Origin of the sequence: Pedobacter metabolipauper (assembly GCF_004362715.1) — a bacterium.
Taxonomy (GTDB): Bacteria; Bacteroidota; Bacteroidia; order Sphingobacteriales; family Sphingobacteriaceae; genus Pedobacter; species Pedobacter metabolipauper.
Genome location: NZ_SNYC01000003.1, coordinates 1,280,692 through 1,296,950 on the forward strand (window position 1 = coordinate 1,280,692; position 16,259 = coordinate 1,296,950).

At 41.4% G+C, this 16,259-nt stretch carries 10 protein-coding genes and 1 pseudogene; all 11 read right to left on the bottom strand.

All coding sequences use genetic code 11. The features are described 5' to 3' along the window. Positions 1-134: 134 nt before the first annotated feature. Positions 135-563, bottom strand: coding sequence for a hypothetical protein (locus tag ATK78_RS05625; RefSeq protein ID WP_133575053.1), 429 nt, complete (start codon positions 561-563; stop codon positions 135-137). Positions 564-849: 286 nt separating this feature from the next. Beyond that, positions 850-1,281 carry a hypothetical protein gene (locus tag ATK78_RS05630; RefSeq protein ID WP_133575054.1) on the bottom strand — a complete coding sequence of 144 codons (432 nt, stop codon included), beginning with the start codon at positions 1,279-1,281 and terminating at the stop codon, positions 850-852. 9 nt (positions 1,282-1,290) lie between these two features. Beyond that, entirely contained in the window at positions 1,291-1,821 is a 531-nt protein-coding gene (locus ATK78_RS22870) for a hypothetical protein (RefSeq protein WP_243732463.1), read from the bottom strand. Positions 1,822-1,842: 21 nt separating this feature from the next. Continuing rightward, positions 1,843-1,986, bottom strand: a pseudogene (locus ATK78_RS23045) (RHS repeat-associated core domain-containing protein); the annotation flags it as partial. Positions 1,987-2,138: 152 nt separating this feature from the next. Next, a complete protein-coding gene (locus tag ATK78_RS05645) occupies positions 2,139-2,507 on the bottom strand; it encodes a hypothetical protein (RefSeq protein ID WP_133575055.1) in 369 nt (122 codons plus the stop codon). A 13-nt stretch (positions 2,508-2,520) separates the two neighbouring features. Further along, positions 2,521-5,928 carry an RHS repeat domain-containing protein gene (locus ATK78_RS22980; protein ID WP_243732450.1) on the bottom strand — a complete coding sequence of 1,136 codons (3,408 nt, stop codon included), beginning with the start codon at positions 5,926-5,928 and terminating at the stop codon, positions 2,521-2,523. 7 nt (positions 5,929-5,935) lie between these two features. Continuing rightward, complete coding sequence (locus ATK78_RS05655; RefSeq protein WP_133575056.1) at positions 5,936-9,280, bottom strand: hypothetical protein; 3,345 nt, start codon at positions 9,278-9,280, stop codon at positions 5,936-5,938. Positions 9,281-9,558: 278 nt separating this feature from the next. After that, entirely contained in the window at positions 9,559-10,203 is a 645-nt protein-coding gene (locus ATK78_RS05660) for a DUF6266 family protein (protein ID WP_133575057.1), read from the bottom strand. Positions 10,204-10,570: 367 nt separating this feature from the next. Beyond that, complete coding sequence (locus tag ATK78_RS05665) at positions 10,571-12,121, bottom strand: DUF6850 family outer membrane beta-barrel protein (protein ID WP_133575058.1); 1,551 nt, start codon at positions 12,119-12,121, stop codon at positions 10,571-10,573. 17 nt (positions 12,122-12,138) lie between these two features. Next, positions 12,139-13,398, bottom strand: coding sequence for a DUF4876 domain-containing protein (locus tag ATK78_RS05670; RefSeq protein ID WP_133575059.1), 1,260 nt, complete (start codon positions 13,396-13,398; stop codon positions 12,139-12,141). Positions 13,399-13,404: 6 nt separating this feature from the next. Continuing rightward, positions 13,405-16,239, bottom strand: coding sequence for a TonB-dependent receptor (locus ATK78_RS05675; RefSeq protein ID WP_133575060.1), 2,835 nt, complete (start codon positions 16,237-16,239; stop codon positions 13,405-13,407). Between the last annotated feature and the right edge of the window lie 20 nt (positions 16,240-16,259).

Sequence of the window (16,259 nt, forward strand, 5' to 3'; positions counted from 1 at the left end):
AACCCCAAATAACAAAAGCCCGGACTAGCCAGGCTTTTGGTGAAATCTTAAGAACAGCTATACAACTAGAACAATATACTGATGCGTTCCGCCTATTCTTGCTAAATTAGCTATGCATTCCCATTAGGTATATATCACTCTTGTTCCAATTCAATTTTTCGTTTGAAATAAATTCGCTCTGCTTCTTCTTCTTTTTCTACAATTAGCTTATCGTAAGCCAATTTATCCGAACAGAACTCGGGGTAGCCAATCACCATTTGTATATAAGGATAAATGCCTTCATCCTTCCCAATTATTCTAGAATGCCAATTAACGTTTACCTTTTCATCAGTGACTTCAAATAACAGGCAAGGACATACAGAAATCAATCCTTCATCAAGTAAGTAGCCCTGATAGGTTTCAAAAACAACAATTCCCATTACTAAATATTCCTGTCCTACAGTTATTTCTCCATATATGGAATTACCACTTGCACCAAAACGTCCAAATTGTTCATTTGATAACAGTTTACTATCGTATGGCCGTAAATCCAACCCGGTTTTATACAAACATTTTACTTTCATTTCTATTTAAATTTAAAGTCATCAACAGCCTTTAATACATCGCCAGCAAACTTGCCAACATAATGAATAGTTGTTTTAGATCCATCTAATGCTTTATGACTATATTGCAATTTGCTAGCCATCATCGATGCCTTTCTAAGGGATACCAATACCAGAAAAGAATATAATTCTTAATGATAGGCTTCCAAGGGCAGAAAAGTAAAGGTCTGCCTAACTTTCAACTGCTTCATTTTACACTTTTATTTTAAAGAATGATGCTTATTTAGGCCCATTCAAGTCTTCCAGACTACTGGACATTGTATTTGCAAAACGTAATGCAACCATCATGTCTTATTGATAAAATCCAATCCAAGGATGCATCAAATAAATCGATGTCATCAGAAACAGGGAACCATATATCATCAAAGTATTTATCTAAATCCTTTAAATCAAACCTATCTATTCTCTTAAACCGATACCAGTTTATAAAAACCTCCGACAGAGGGTTTATTCCAATGGAATTTAGAACTCTAATCAACCGAAAATCTTCAGTTGCATTAGAGTCTGCATAGAGTGATTGTTTCAACATTAGCTCCTCATCAATATTAAGAACATTAAGATTGTACTTACTTGATAATTGATTCACTAGTTGACGACAACTAGCATCATCCAGTATTCTATAAACTGGAAAAGGCTTTTTGTATTCGCTCTCAAATAAAGAAATTTTAAAATCATCCATAGAATTTATTTAATGGATTGGAATAGCCCCACTATCGCCACCCTTTCCTCGTTTACCATTAGTATAATCCCAATAATTTATATGCGGAAATTCTTCCGGTGATCCAGGTTTAGCGTTAGGATGCGCAGGATCCAAACGATAACCCTTTTTTGAATCTCCTCGTTGGGGGCTACCAAACTTACCGTCTTCCCCCTTTGGCAAAGACTCGCCAGGTTTAAGGTCTAGCTTTTCCTTTGCCTCCCCTAAAGCCTTTTTTGTGCCACTTAAGGAGCCTTTCGAGGCACCTTTCGTACCGGTCTCTGCGCCCTTATTATCTTGTTTTTCAGCTTGCTCTACCTTTAACTGTGGCTGAATTTTAGGCAAAGGTGCACCGCTTGTATTATCTTGAACAGAATCAGAATAATTCCTATTGTTGGAATATTTATCTACACCTGTTTTTATGGTATAACCTACAGCAGCAGTTATCACAACACCAGCAACTACTTCTGCTGTCACATAAGTACCTATTACATCTAGAATTCCAACTACTACTGGTATCAAAGGGAAGAATGCTGGTACTGTCTCCCGCCCATCTGGATCAATAAAACGAATAGGATTATTATTCCCATAAACGTAGGGGGAGAATCGCCTACTCTTTTCCGCCAACGGGTCCACCACATTCCACCTTCCAATCAACGGATCATAAAACCTCGCTCCATAATCGTATGCCCTTACGCAACTTTTTTAAGTTTTGCCGGATTTGCTGGCAGCAACTTTCAGCTTTATAAAGAACGTTCCTTTACGGTAAAGTTAGTTTTTTGTTTGGGTATCTTCGGAGATAGTAGAGTCATGAAATTTTCACCAAAAGTATTTCATTGTTAGGATTTACTATTTAAATATATGAGGTATTCTTCCTGAATCATTCCTCCTGAAACAAATTTATCGACTGAAGCACCGTATTCATTTAATGAAAAATCTATGGCTTCATCTATATTTGAAAAGGTACTTATAATGCCTAATGGCTCATCTGGATCTAATGTTGAGAATTCATAAATATCAATAAAATCTTCATTACCCTCATCAAATGACTCAATATAAGCAACACTATATTCACCATGATGTTCCTTTTCAATACTTATCCATTTTAAAATGGTATAACTATTTTCATCTTTGTATCCCAACCACTGTTCTACTGTCTTGCCTAAGCTTAAATTTGCTTTAAGCTGTTCAATTGTTAAATGTATCATATGATTATTATTATTAATTGGTCATCTCTCTTCCTCTATAGTACCAATGCATTTTTGAATCCTGAACTCTCATTGCTCTAGTTACCCCCTGATTCGCTTTATTTAGATGAGGCACATAACTAGTATGAGCAGGTTTGACTTCATGTATTGCTGAACCAGGCATTTGATCTGCATGATGAAGTTCCAAGGGCATTCTTTTCCCAGCTGCATTTGTTCTAGGAGCAAAATCTAATGGTCCTTGACCATTAGCCGCTCTAGCCAAGTCACCTGTTGTCCAAGGCCCTTGAAATATCATAGGAGTTTCATTTGGACCAAATCCGGTACCGATAGATACATTCGGATCCGTTAATCCCGAGGACTTCCCACTACCACCCCCTTCTAACATCTCCATACCCTGAATTACAGTAACACCTGTCAAAATAACATTAGCAGCAGTTATTTCTCCGTCGGAAAAAATTAAGTTATCCAGAGCATTGATACCTAATGACTCAGCTATCATAAATGTACCCTCAAGAATTGCCGCATTGAATGGTTTGTTCTTCTTGGTTTCAGCAGATGCATTCTTTATTAGCCCAGTTTGATCTCCATTCGGATCCGCTGGCGGTTTAGAAATAGATACTGTAGTAGATCGTTTAGGCTTATCTCCTTCTACCGCCATCATTCCATCAGGATCAATGAACCTGATCGGACTATTAAAGGCATAAGTATATGGCGACCATCTTCTGCCTTGCTCCGCAAGCGGATCAATCACATTCCACCTTCCAATAACCGGATCATAGAACCTCGCTCCATAATCCAGCTGTCCCAACTCTGTTTGCAACTCCTTGCCGTTATAAAGATACTTATTTGTACCAGCCATAGCAACATTTTGCATTCCGAACGGATAATAATTAACTTCCTTCGTTTTCTGGACCAAACCGTTAACCGGGTTCCTGATAAAGCTATATCGTATATTTCCCAGGTGATCTTTTAGATCATACTCATAAATGTAACTGGTTCCACTTTTCCTTGCAGTTCCTTCTCCGGTTTGTATAAAATCTATGGCTCCTGCTGTATACTGGATACCATTTATATAGTCTGACGTAGGTTCTGCACTACTCACCTTTCTCAGCTTTGTTCCATTCGCATCGTAGGTATAAGCAATGGTAGTACTCCCTTTTGTTACCGTAGCCGGCAGGTTCAGCATATTGAAGGTTAAAACCGCTCCATTCCTGCCGTCAGTTTTGGCATTTCCATTAAGATCATAAGCATAAGCGCCTGCACTGACAGAATTTCCGGTTATCGTATTAAGCCGGTTGCTGTTATTCCCCTGATAACTATAGGTAGATATACCCAAACCATCCCGGTTCATCGTTTTTATGTTACCCATAAGATCGTAGGTTAGCACTTCGCTCATGGTTATACCAGTACTTACGCCACTGGTCAGTCTGTTCAGCTTATCATAGTTATAGACAAATTTATTCGCAAACCCGGTTCCCCATTCCTGGGTAGAGATGTTGCCGTTATATTGTGCATTCGATAACGTATCATACCCAAGCTTGATGCTAAACTCATTGGATGACTGTCTTTTTAACCACCCTCTTTCATTATACGCATAAACAGTAGCCTGCAGCCCGTTATGAAGTTTCTTATCTTTTAACTGTCCGGTTTCATTGTAAGAGTTCTCGCTCAATAAAACCTCTGCTAAACCATTTATTTTCAAATAGGTCTGCAGCAATCTGCCCCGGTGGTCATATACAAACCGATTGGCAGTTGTGGTATTGCCGGCAGTAGTACGATGGGTCTTGGTACTTGCCGTTAATTCACCTGCAAAATTATATACATTGGTTATCTGATCGTAGTTACCAACATTAACACTTCCTCCCAGGTAATGCTGCTGATAAACTCTGCCAATCCTGCCTTCGTCATCATAGAGATTGATGGTCCACAGGTAATCTTCTGTTCCCAGTACCTTAACCTTACTCGCCGTTAGCAGCCCCCTGGTCATTGTGCTATAACCGGCACGCGTGTAAGTAGGCAAACCAGGAATAATGTAGCTATCATAATAATTAACCACCTCGATTTGCCTGTTCACCGTACCGTTAGGAACCGCGTTATTGGAATAACCATGCAAACCGTCTGCATCTCGTTGTTCCCAAAACACACCCGTCCAGTTGTTATTAAATGAGCTCTGTATTGATTCCCTGCTCCCCGAATAATTGCCCTCTACCCCGGTCATAATGACACGGCCTAAAGCATCATATTTTTTAAATGAAAAATAAGGATAAGGGGCTCCTGTAGTTTGTGCCTGCACAGCATCCTGAGTAAGCACAACCTGATCCAGTTTATCATAGATGATAACCTCCCATCCTTTGCCGGGTAATTTTTTCTCCACCAATCTGTTTCTTCCATCATACCTGTACTGATAGCAGAAGTTATCCAGAATAGTTTGAGTAGGGACAGATACAGCATCAGGAGTTGCCCCTGGTGGCAGTACAAAGCTCAGGTTTCCAAAATGATCATAAATATAATAGGTTGAAAGTGTCTCAATGGTGTTTGTGGGTGTCCTGTTAAATAGTCTTCTAAGAATAACCTTGCCTTCTTTATCTTTATACTCTTCAATCGTACCAACCTTACCGTCTGCAGGAACCCAATTTTCGTCTTTACTGATGGTCAAAGTAAGGGTACCCACCGGATAGTAACCTGTTCCGGCTAATGTCCTGGTTACTGCACCTGCGGTAACCTGGTTTGCAAAATAAAGTCTTGCCGCAAATCCAGTTGTGGTATAGCTTGCCGAAGTGTTATTGATTCCGTATTCGATCTTTTGGGTATGGCCCGCGGCAAGCTGCCAGGACGGACCTTCTGCGCCCTGTTCTAAAACTCGCCTCAATGGGGAAGCCTCAAACCTGCTTTCAGAGAAAGCACTGTTCGTAATCTGTGTAACGCCAGGCGCCAAGTAGCCTCCGGGATTATTATAAAATGCAGTCTGATCTGCCAAAGCACTGCCTTTAAAACTACCGTTACTCACTGTACTGGAAGCAGTATAAGGCAAATACTTTTTAACCTCCATAAAAAATGCGTCATAAGCTACAGGCTGTACCAGATCCCTGAATGTCGGACTGCCCTGGATCGATATATTTTGCATCGGCATACTAAAACCATTCAGGTATTGTACATCCTGGCTCACTTCACAAACCGTCCATTGCCCATTTATATTTCCGCTGGTTACACCAGCTATCTTAAATATACGGGTTCGTACATAATTTAAATCGTTATTTGGCACCCAGGCCGCAGGAACGCATTCCGGAACCAGGGCTACAGAAAAAATACTTAAGGTATCTGCTTCCGGGATCTCCTGCGCTTTTGCAGCACCTGTTAAAAAGGTAATAAATAAAGTGATTCCCAGCAGGCCATTACAGACAATGGTTAATTTCTTTTTCATAGGTCGCTTATGGTTTATAATGGTAATCATAGCTTTTTATAATATTGCCTTTTTGGTCTTTGATATATTTTAGCCGCTGCAAACTGTCATACACATAGTAAGTCGTCATACCCTTGCTGTCTGTCTGGCTGGTCATTCCAACCAATGGCTCGTACGTATACGAACTTAATAAGGCATCGGCAGGATATATGCTTAAGTCATCATACCAAACATCTCCACCCCCGTTATTATCAACCCGAAAAGCTACGTTGACAACATCGGCAGGTACATCAAACTCCTTTTGAAGGAATAACCATTTACCCGTTACACTTGTCGCCACATAAGTGGTATAATCTGCATAGGCCACGCTCCCGGCACGTTTCATCAATAGATACAATTCCACTGATGGACCGCCACTGTATACCCATCCGGAGAAAACAAACTTCTTTTTTGCGGTAAGATTTACAGGGAGCCATTCTATGTTTTGGCTGTAGCTTTCACCGGCTCCAGGTTTGGAAAGCTTAGCGGCTAATTTCCCGGTATGGACAAGGAAGTTGTCTAAAACTAAATTTCCGTCAAATCCGACAGGACCGGTTTCAAAACTTTTATGGTAAACTTCATTTGGAGAGGCGTTCTTTACTTCGGTCAGCAAATTACGGCCTGTGGCCGACCAGGTTAAATTGGTTTTTGTACCGCGGTCATTCATATATGACAATAAATTACCAGCGTAATCATAGTCCACAAACTTAACCCTGAGTTCCTCCGGCTCGTTCATATATTTTGTTTTAATCAATGAAGGAAGGATCAGATTGGCATTACTGGGCCAGTACTTACCAAAAGTACTTGTAGTGGTTTGCTGCAAAACGTTATTTACATAGGTCTTTTCAACAATCGGCTCATCGATCATGTTCCGGCCAATCATATCGATGTACGGATCAGTTATACCGAGTGAATCGATCATTTCATGTGGAAAAAATTTCTGCACCTTTTTTATCAGTCCATTGCTATTTACAGAAATGGTCTGTGTTGGCTGGTTTATAGATGCATTGGTGTAATTATAATTGTTCACCTGCTCCATCACATTGCTACCAGCATAAACCCTGGTGGTATCGGCAATCAGCATGCTGTAGCCGGCCTGAAAATCCCTTCTGTAGATCATGTAGTGGGAAGCAGCACCAGTCCCTATAAACTCATCCCCGCCAACCTGCACCACATCGTTAAAGATCTGGCTGGACCTGACAGTATCAGTATCCACATTCGGGTAATAGGTATTGATGGTTTCCTGCAGCATCGAATATTGACCTGGTGAGGTGGTTTTATAAGTTGCATAAGAAGCAAGGTCACCAAATCTCCAGTCCGAGCGGTCATCATAAGAAATCGTTGTCCCGTTCATATAGTAAGGCGTAGAAAAAGGATTGTTGCCACCGCTATTGCCCAGATTGTATGTATAGACCGTCTTGCCTGCAACACCGAAATTGGTATATTCTGAAACCTCCGGATAAACCACCGCATTACCCTTAATGGTAATGTCAAAATTCGGATTTGACGAAATGACCCGCTTCCTGTAAGTAGCCGGGTTATAATAAGTGTTGTTTATAAAAAAGCAACCATGTTCATAGTCGTACGCAATGGCCGGAACATGTTCAATTACGGTTTGCTGAAGAAAATACGGATTGTTTGCACCGCCATAGATCCAGTTTTTCAGGTAACCGCTGCCATTCTCGTTTTTTCCGTAACGGAATTCACGCACCTTGTTTTCAGTACCGCTGGTTTCTTCCCTGATCTTATAGATCCTTAAGCCCCCCACATTTTTAAGCTGACCGGCATAGTCATCCATCGCCTGGTTTAGCTGGTACTCAAAATGCATCACGCCACCTGTTGGATAAGTAATACCGATCAGCGCCCGCGCCTGGGCATATTCCAGGTAACTGTTCCGGTTTGCATCACCAAAGGTATGGTTGGCATTTACATAGTTCTCATCCGTTGAATTATTTAACAAATGGATGGTCTGGGGCTGGATCAGGGTGGTATTGGTGGTTATACCGTTATAATAACCCCAAAGATCTATTCCGTAGTTTGCATGAAAAGGGAGATGGTTACCATTATAGGTAAAGGTATATTTTTCAGGGTTCAGGGTCTGTGGGTCTAAGACTGTAACCGAGTTCAGCATCGTCCGTCCCTGCTTCTCGGTACCATTAACCGGGTTCATCGCCACATCTTCGGTATAAGAGAGGTTGATCTCCTTAACCAGTTCATTAGCCAGGTTGTACACCAAAATACGTTTGATGCACAAATTAGAAAACTGGGTACCCGGTACATAATCCCGCTCAAACACGACTTTGCCCTGGTCAAAATTGATCTCATGCAGGGTCACTACATCGGTAAGGGTAGGTATAGCGCCGCTACTTGCTGGAAAAGCACTGGCCAGCGGCTCTGGATTATTTGGGTCAACATAAGCATACCGCTGGCTCATCCCGGCGATGGTTTTAATCACCATCGGACGCTTCATCCGGATGGTAGGCACATCATACAATGCACCGCCACAAAGTATCAGCTGTGGTGGATGAACTGTATTATAAGCATCCATACTGGTAGAATCCAGGATCTCGTAACTGTGCGACTGCGGGGTCCTGGCCAGGATCGGCTCTACCGTTTTGGGATAATAACTGAATGATACTGAATCCGTTGAATTGGCATTCACGATCTTCCTTGCTTTCCAGGCCGAAGTAGTGATGAAGTAATTGTCACGCTCCACAAAATCCCCGCCACCAAAGTAATATTTAAGGCCTTTGTCATCAGTGATCTGAAAGTCGTAACCAGGCACGCCATATCTGACCTGCACCGGTTGAAAAGGTATGGTTTTAATGGTATAATTTGAGTTACTGCCCCAGTTCTTACAGAAATAAAAAGTGCCCGAGCGGGTCGGTGTAGAGAAATAAAAATCATCAGGCTGTTCGTCTGCGGCACCAAGGGCCCAGGTATGGACATAACTGGTATTGTACCAGCTGCCAAGCTGTGCGTTGTTCAGTAATTTCTCTTCATCGGCAGGGCCGTTCCTGCTCCGGCTCAGCTGAGGCTCGGCCTTTAATGACCAGCCAAGTCCGAACATGCCTGAAGGGTCATGGACCTTGATCCCTGAGGAATGGTAATTCAAACTGATCGGGATCTCAATATCCCCCTGTTTAATCGTCCATAAAGGAATAGAAATTGGTACCAGCCCACGAGAATAATCTACCGGGTAGTTGATCGATTTGATCAGGCCGGCCGTTTGTGGTGATGCCGGTGCAGCGGATTTAAAGAAACTGGTTTGAGCCAGGGCTGGTAAAACAACTAAAGCGGGTAAAATGGTGAGACAAATGGCTCTGAGTTTCATTAGTGGTAAGTTTAATAACCTCACACACTAAAAACTGTTCTTTTCAGAAGAATTAAAAGAAATGAGACGTTAATTTTTAATACGCTAAAGGTAAATACATTAGAAACAAATACCAAATAAATTATAAAAAAATATGCTTATGTGAGCATCGCATAATACGATATCCACATAAGCATAAATTTGAATATAATCTGTTTATTTAATAATCTATCTTCTGCATTTTTAAATTATAAAACCAAGTTTTAGGAAAATATATTTTAATTATTTTTTTTACCCCCCTAAAAAACAACAGCATGCCCCGCATATACGCTATTCGAAATGCCCAGCTTATCGTCAGAAATAAAAGAAATATAAGCATGCAGTTTATGACCCTTGAAAGATGAGGGTAGCTCCATTACATCACTGCCTTCATTTCTGCGGGCACCACTAAGGGTGTAATAAGAACTTTTTAGTGCAGGTACATAGACAAGTAACATGGCCCGGGTCCATTGCTGATCAAACCTGTTGCGTTCATCAACATCCCAGCTAAACTTTAACCCATTTTCTACCGCTGCTACTCCAGGGTTTTCCGCAGCGGGAAGATCTCCTTCGGTTAGCCTTACTTTGGGATAATCGATAGTCTGATCCGGGTACGTTCCAGTGATACTGTTTCGAATCTGGTATGATTTTGCCGCATTGTTTGCGGTACGGGATAAACCCTTTACCGCCTGGTCAAAGCCCAGTGCAACAAATGGGGTCATGCTGTTGATCATCTCATTCGCAATAATAAGCTTTTGACATACGCCCAGTTGCTTTGGTGAAAGAGGGACTGTTCGTTTTTTCTTGCATGGTTTAACAAATGCTTCGCCATTCCTGATAAAACATTCAACTGGTCCCAGTTTACCCGATACCCCTCCAAGAATTCCATTTCTAATTCGTGCCATAATTTTAAGTTTAATGATTAATTAAAACACAACACACTGACAACTAATTTGTTTCGATCTGAATTCTACCATAAAGAAAACATATTTCTTTTTGTAGCCTGGGTATAAGTACACAATCATTGGGTTTTTACGCCCAATGTCCGAAGACTCTCCAAAGATTCTCCGGAAATAAGGCACTCATTTATAATTACCTTATAGGAAATTTTCAGATGGTATAAAATCCTTAATCAATTAAAAGATGAGATTCAGATGTTAATAAAAGGTCAAACAAACAAGAATATACTACGCTAAATTTAAATTCCATAAAAATTACCACAAAAAAAGGATGCCTTTTCAGACATCCTCATAACCTAAAATACGTAATACTTTAAAAGTTTACACCAACATTAAAGCCAGCAAAAATCCGATCGTTAAATTGGTAGCTATTGGTAAACTGAGCCTGGATCTGTGCCTTTATAAACAACATATTCTGACTATCGTTTTTAATTTTCTGAGAATAAACCAATGGCACACCGATCGACGCATAACTGGAGGTTAGGTACCGGAAATCATTTTGTTCCAAGCCGGTAACCGTTGGATAGTCCGCATGTGCCCCTCCGTAATTATAAACACCAGAGATATTGGCGTTATAACCCAAATCCAATCCAACAAGTAATTGCTTTGATTTCTTATCAGCCAATGCAAGGTTCTTTTTAATACCAGCATTAAACAATACGTTTTCCGCCTGCTTTACAGAATTTGGCAACAAGTACTCATCGTTTAATTTCTCATAAACTGCCCCTGCACTTAATTTCCAGGAATAAGCATTTCCTTTATTGCTTGTCAAATGATATTGTACCCCAGCCTGCTCCGTAGAATAGGTAGACCGTACACTTTTAAACAAAGTTTGCCATCCCATCTGACTGGAAGAATTATCACGCTGTGTAACATACTGGATCCCATCCATATTGCGGTTGCAATAATTAAAATCCAGGAAATGTGAGGTTTGGGTACCCTCCTTAATAAACGCCAATTTGGCTTTCCAAATGTGACGCAGCACAGATGCTCCATCTCTGGGCACTTCGAAAGATACCTGCAGGTCTTCTGCTTCTACACTGTAGTCTGCACTCAGTAAAACATTTACGTTGCCGGCATATTGGTATTGAAATCCTCCACCCAAGGCATCACCTATGTAGTTGTTAGAACGGCCGCCACCTAAATAATTCACAGCAGTACCCAAACCCAGTAATTCATAATATTGCTGGTCTACACTGTTATTTACATTACTGCCATAAGATTCTTCTTTGACATTACTGTAGACAAAATTAAGTCCTAAATGGTGCTTTTCTGATGGCGTATACACTACACCCGGTGAAAGGGACAAATTATAGAAATAATTTTCAGAGCGGATGTCCCGCTGTTTTGCACCACTTGAAACTTTATAAGACCCTGCAAATCCGAAAGAGAACTGGTCGTTATAGGCCGGACTTGCTATGTTAAACTGCATCTCATAATGCTGGTTGTTCCAATCGCTTGGGTTCAGATCCGCAATGATGTAAGGCATTCCCCTAAAAGGATCAATAATGGATGCATTGTAATTCGCATCTTTGATCTGGTCTCTGCGGTAATCAAAGCTACCACTCAAATAATAATCCTTGATCCGGTAATTTCCTTCTGTATGCACGGTCTGGCGATTCCCTGAGCCGCCTTGTTGCGGACGGCGAAAGTTGCCATCATAAAGCTCATAACCTACGCTCAGCGTCGAGTATTGAAAGGGTTGATCAAACTGCAGACCAGCAGGGTTTGAAGTTTTTTTCCAAAGGCTTCTTTGACTGAGCATTTCAAGAGCAGCCGGACCTGTTGTCTGTTCTTGTGCAATGGCCAGCTGACTGGAAAATACAACTAAAAGGCAGGCACATGTATTTTTTATATATTTCATTCGAATTCTTTTCATTACTATTTAATTGTATGGTTCCACGATGGCATTCTTGAGCCGTGACGCCTGAATTGAGGCACCACACCCCGTTCAAAATCATTAGTACTGTTGTTGGTATCCATCAGGATCGGCGTACCGTCAGCATTTACTACAGCCACCTTACGGGCTACTCCCAAAGAATTATAAGTAGCGCCAACATAGGTCATACCCGCATCCAGTACGGAAGGAACACGTTTAGCATTGATTAAATTTTCATTATTACCTGCTTCAACAGCGTCCAGGATATAGCGGATCGGCACCTTGGCATATTGCATGGTAGCCGTACCGGCCAGGTTCCTCGTACGCAGGTTTGCATTGTTTACAGGATCATAGGTTTCTCCGGCTGGTACTTTGAAAATGACATACGCCCCGCCAAAAACCGAAGTAAGGTATTGCGGCAAGGTACCTTTAGAAGCACTTGCATTGTAGAATACATGTTCCATATCTACAGCCGGCTGATCCGGGAAGTTTGCATTGTTCATGTTGAACTCAAATTCTGAAGATGATCCGTCAACAGGAGAATTGACATTGTACTGCGGCAGTTTATGGTTGGCCGCGAATTGCGAGATCACAAAGGATTCTCCAGCCTGCAGCGGGTATTGCGTACCCGTTCCCGGCACTTTCCAGATCCGTTCTGCATACGCATAGTCACTGCCATCTGCCGCTGGCCACAATGGCAAAGTAGTTGTAGCTGTGGTTGGTGTTAAGTTGGCAAAGCAAAGTCCATCCAGATAGATTACCTTATCAGAGTTGTTATAGATCTCATAAAATTGATTCCTGAAATAGGTTCCTGTTCCCGGAACCGGACTTGCGCCAGTACCTGCATAAAATATTTCACTAATGATGAGCGGACTAACCTTAAGTCCGTTTACAGGGATCTCTATAGCCTCACCATTCTTTACAATGGCATAGTTGATCTTGCTGCCGCTCAGGTAAAATGCATCACCTGCACCATCTTCTACCCTGCCGGATATATTGATGCTGTAAATGCCGGGAATCAGCCCGTCGATGGTTGTAATATTGGCACCAAGTTCCTTCTCCAGTTTAAAGCCTTCAGCAAAGTTTTCAAAAACGATCTTAAGTCCCTGCGTGCTGGTTACCCCAGCCAATTGAGAAGGGGCGGTAATGTTTACTTGATAACTACCTGCCTTTTCCGCATCACCTGCATTATTAATCTTCTTACAGGAAGCAGAAAACAGGGTAAGGATGGCGAGCGCAGTAATGATATGAATTGATTTCATGACCTCTTATTTTATTTTAAGTGATAAACCCAAACCGAAGAACAACCTGCTGTTACGCTTAATGAAAGTACCTGGATTTCGTTTAGATTCTGTAATTTGATAATACCTGAACATGTTGTTGGCAAAGAAGGATACCCGTAGATAGTCTTCGATCTCCTTGGTCAGGTTAAAATTGAAGTTCAATAGTGGAGGATAGGATTCCTTAATGGCCTGACTTGGATTGGTTGGACGGATCAATGTCTTGAATTGATCTTCTCCTGCCCTGCTTGCATCAAAGTCGTAGATCTGTCCATCAATTTTTGAAATGTATTTTACCGGGATAGAATCATTACCAAACTTAGTTTGATTGCTTTCATTCCAGGTAACCTGGGTAGTCAGCGTAACCACAAAACCCAGTTGAGGAATATTATGCGTACTTCTGAGTGCAGTTACAAAACTTTGATTGTATTCTTTGGCCATACCTTTTTCATACAAGCCGATATGGGTTCTTCCTGCACCGCCAGTTGTACTCTGGCCATCATAAAAGAAATAATCATTGCTATAGCTTTCGGTTCGTATATAAGCACCGTTTAGCGTAAAAGCACTCCTGATCGCATCAAAACGACCTAAGTTTAGATCGGCTTCAATCCCTTCGGTATTAGCCACCTGCGCATTATTAGGCATATAAAATTTAGCCAAAACCGGGTTGCTTTGACTCAGCTGGTAAACAGGTTGTGCAGCATTTGCACGTACATACTCATTGTAGGTTACCGGTTTATACCCATTAACCGTATTACTCAAGGCATATCCATTATTCAGTCTTTCTCTAAATCCGGTAACTTTTAAGGTAGCCTGGCTTACCTTTAAGGTGAAACCTATTTCAGACTTTTTATTCTTTGCAATTTTAAGATCCGGATTTTCTGTACTAAAAACACGTGTGGTCGTCATATAAACCTGCTGGTCTGCAGGGATAGCTGATGCCGTCTCATTGATGTTTACATATTCAAAGTAAGCATCTTCCGGAGATAAATGCAGAATGGCAGGAGCCTTTGCCAGCTGCCCATAAGCACCATTGATACTGAAAACACGGGGAACAATATCCAATGAGGCATTGATCCGTGGAGAAAGGGCATTTCTATTTCCAGAAAAACGATCATAACGTAATCCTGCCACCAATAGCAAATGGTTCTCGCCTATTTTGGCGTTCAGCTGATCTTCAGCAAATAAACCAAATTGATCCAGTCCTGCAATATCCTTATAGACCCTTTGTCTGAATGAGGCATTTACAGCACTTAGATTCCGGTATGGAGGAGCTGTATCTGAAAAGGTCTTTCCATCACCGTAATTTTTATCAGACTTGAAATCAGCACCCAGTAACCACCTGTGATTAGTAACACCAACTCTATTGAAAAAGGTAGCTACAGTTTTAAAGTAAGTATTGAATTCTTTACCATTGATATCATACCTGCCCAAATAAGCACTTGGCAATGCAATGGCATACAGCGACTGATCTGCAGGACTGATATTTGTCAATTGTTGTCCGTTTGTATCAAAAACAGGGGTATTTGGCTTATTGGTAAGGATGGCTCCATCCGTATAGGTCATGGAGTATGGCGAAGTTGCTGAAGTGTACAGGGTTTCGTAATAACTATCCTTAACCGTATAACCTACACGAGCTACATAATTAATTGCACGCAGCCATGCATTATCGAAACTGAGGTTTCCGCGGGTATTAAAAATGAACCCCAGATCCTGCCCTTTTGAACTGATCTGATTAACCAGATCATCCGGGTTTGGCTTCCTGGTATCTTTCCCGTACAGGAGGTCTAATGAAGTGGTAGACTTCAGGTTATCAAAAAAAGTATTGCTGTATAAAGCGGTTCCGGTAATTTTTTTATAGTTGAGATAGCTTTGCACCGGACTGGTTACATTGCTCGCATAGTCAATACCCAGGTTTAAAGCTCCTTTCTTAGCACCAAGATCTAAGCCTTTGGTAGCAGAGAACTGATATAAATTGGAATTGGTCCTTACGTTGATGTTCAATGGCTGTGCACCGGCTTTGGTATTAACCAGCATTACGCCAGCGGTTACGTCGCCATATTGAACACCAGGAACACCCCTGATAATTTCAACCGATTCTACATTGTCGAGCGAAACCGTCCTTACATCAAAACCTGCACCTGGAGATGCACCACCGCCTAATGAACCCGAAGCCCCACTAACTGCAGGCGACATGGTTTGGAGGTTGGCATTGTTAGAAACAGGTGCTCCGTTTATGATAATCGAGGTACCAAATGCATTCAGGTCCTGTGTAGGTGAACCCACATTACGCAGCGTAATCTGCTTCGCATTGGCCAGGTTTGGATTGATGGTTGGGCCGCCAGGCAATAAAGAAAGCAGATCGGTTAAACTCGCTGCCTGCAAGTGATCTATCGCACTCCTGGATATCTTTGAAGAAGTACCATTGCTATTGTCGGTATTGCTTGCCGTTACATTCACTTCCTTTAATCTGAAATCGGCCTCGGCCAAATAAAACTTCAGATCCAGATCAGATTGAACATCAATTAAAGTGTCTAATGTGATCTTTCCTAAATAACTCAAACTAAGTTTTACCTTACCAGAAGGAACCCTGGTAAAAGAAAAGCGGCCATTGGTACTGGTAGCAGCGTTGATCCCATATTCGCTGATAGAAACAGTAGCAGAAGAAATTGGTGTTACCGGTCCCTTATTTCCTTTTTGTTCATAAACAGTTCCGCCAATCGTAAAGTTTCTTTTTGTATCCTGGGCAAAGGAATTGATCCCTGCCAGCAGGCACAGAAAAACCAGGATTAAATGTTTAAAGCAGGATAAATATTTTATCATAAATTGTATATAATTTTAAA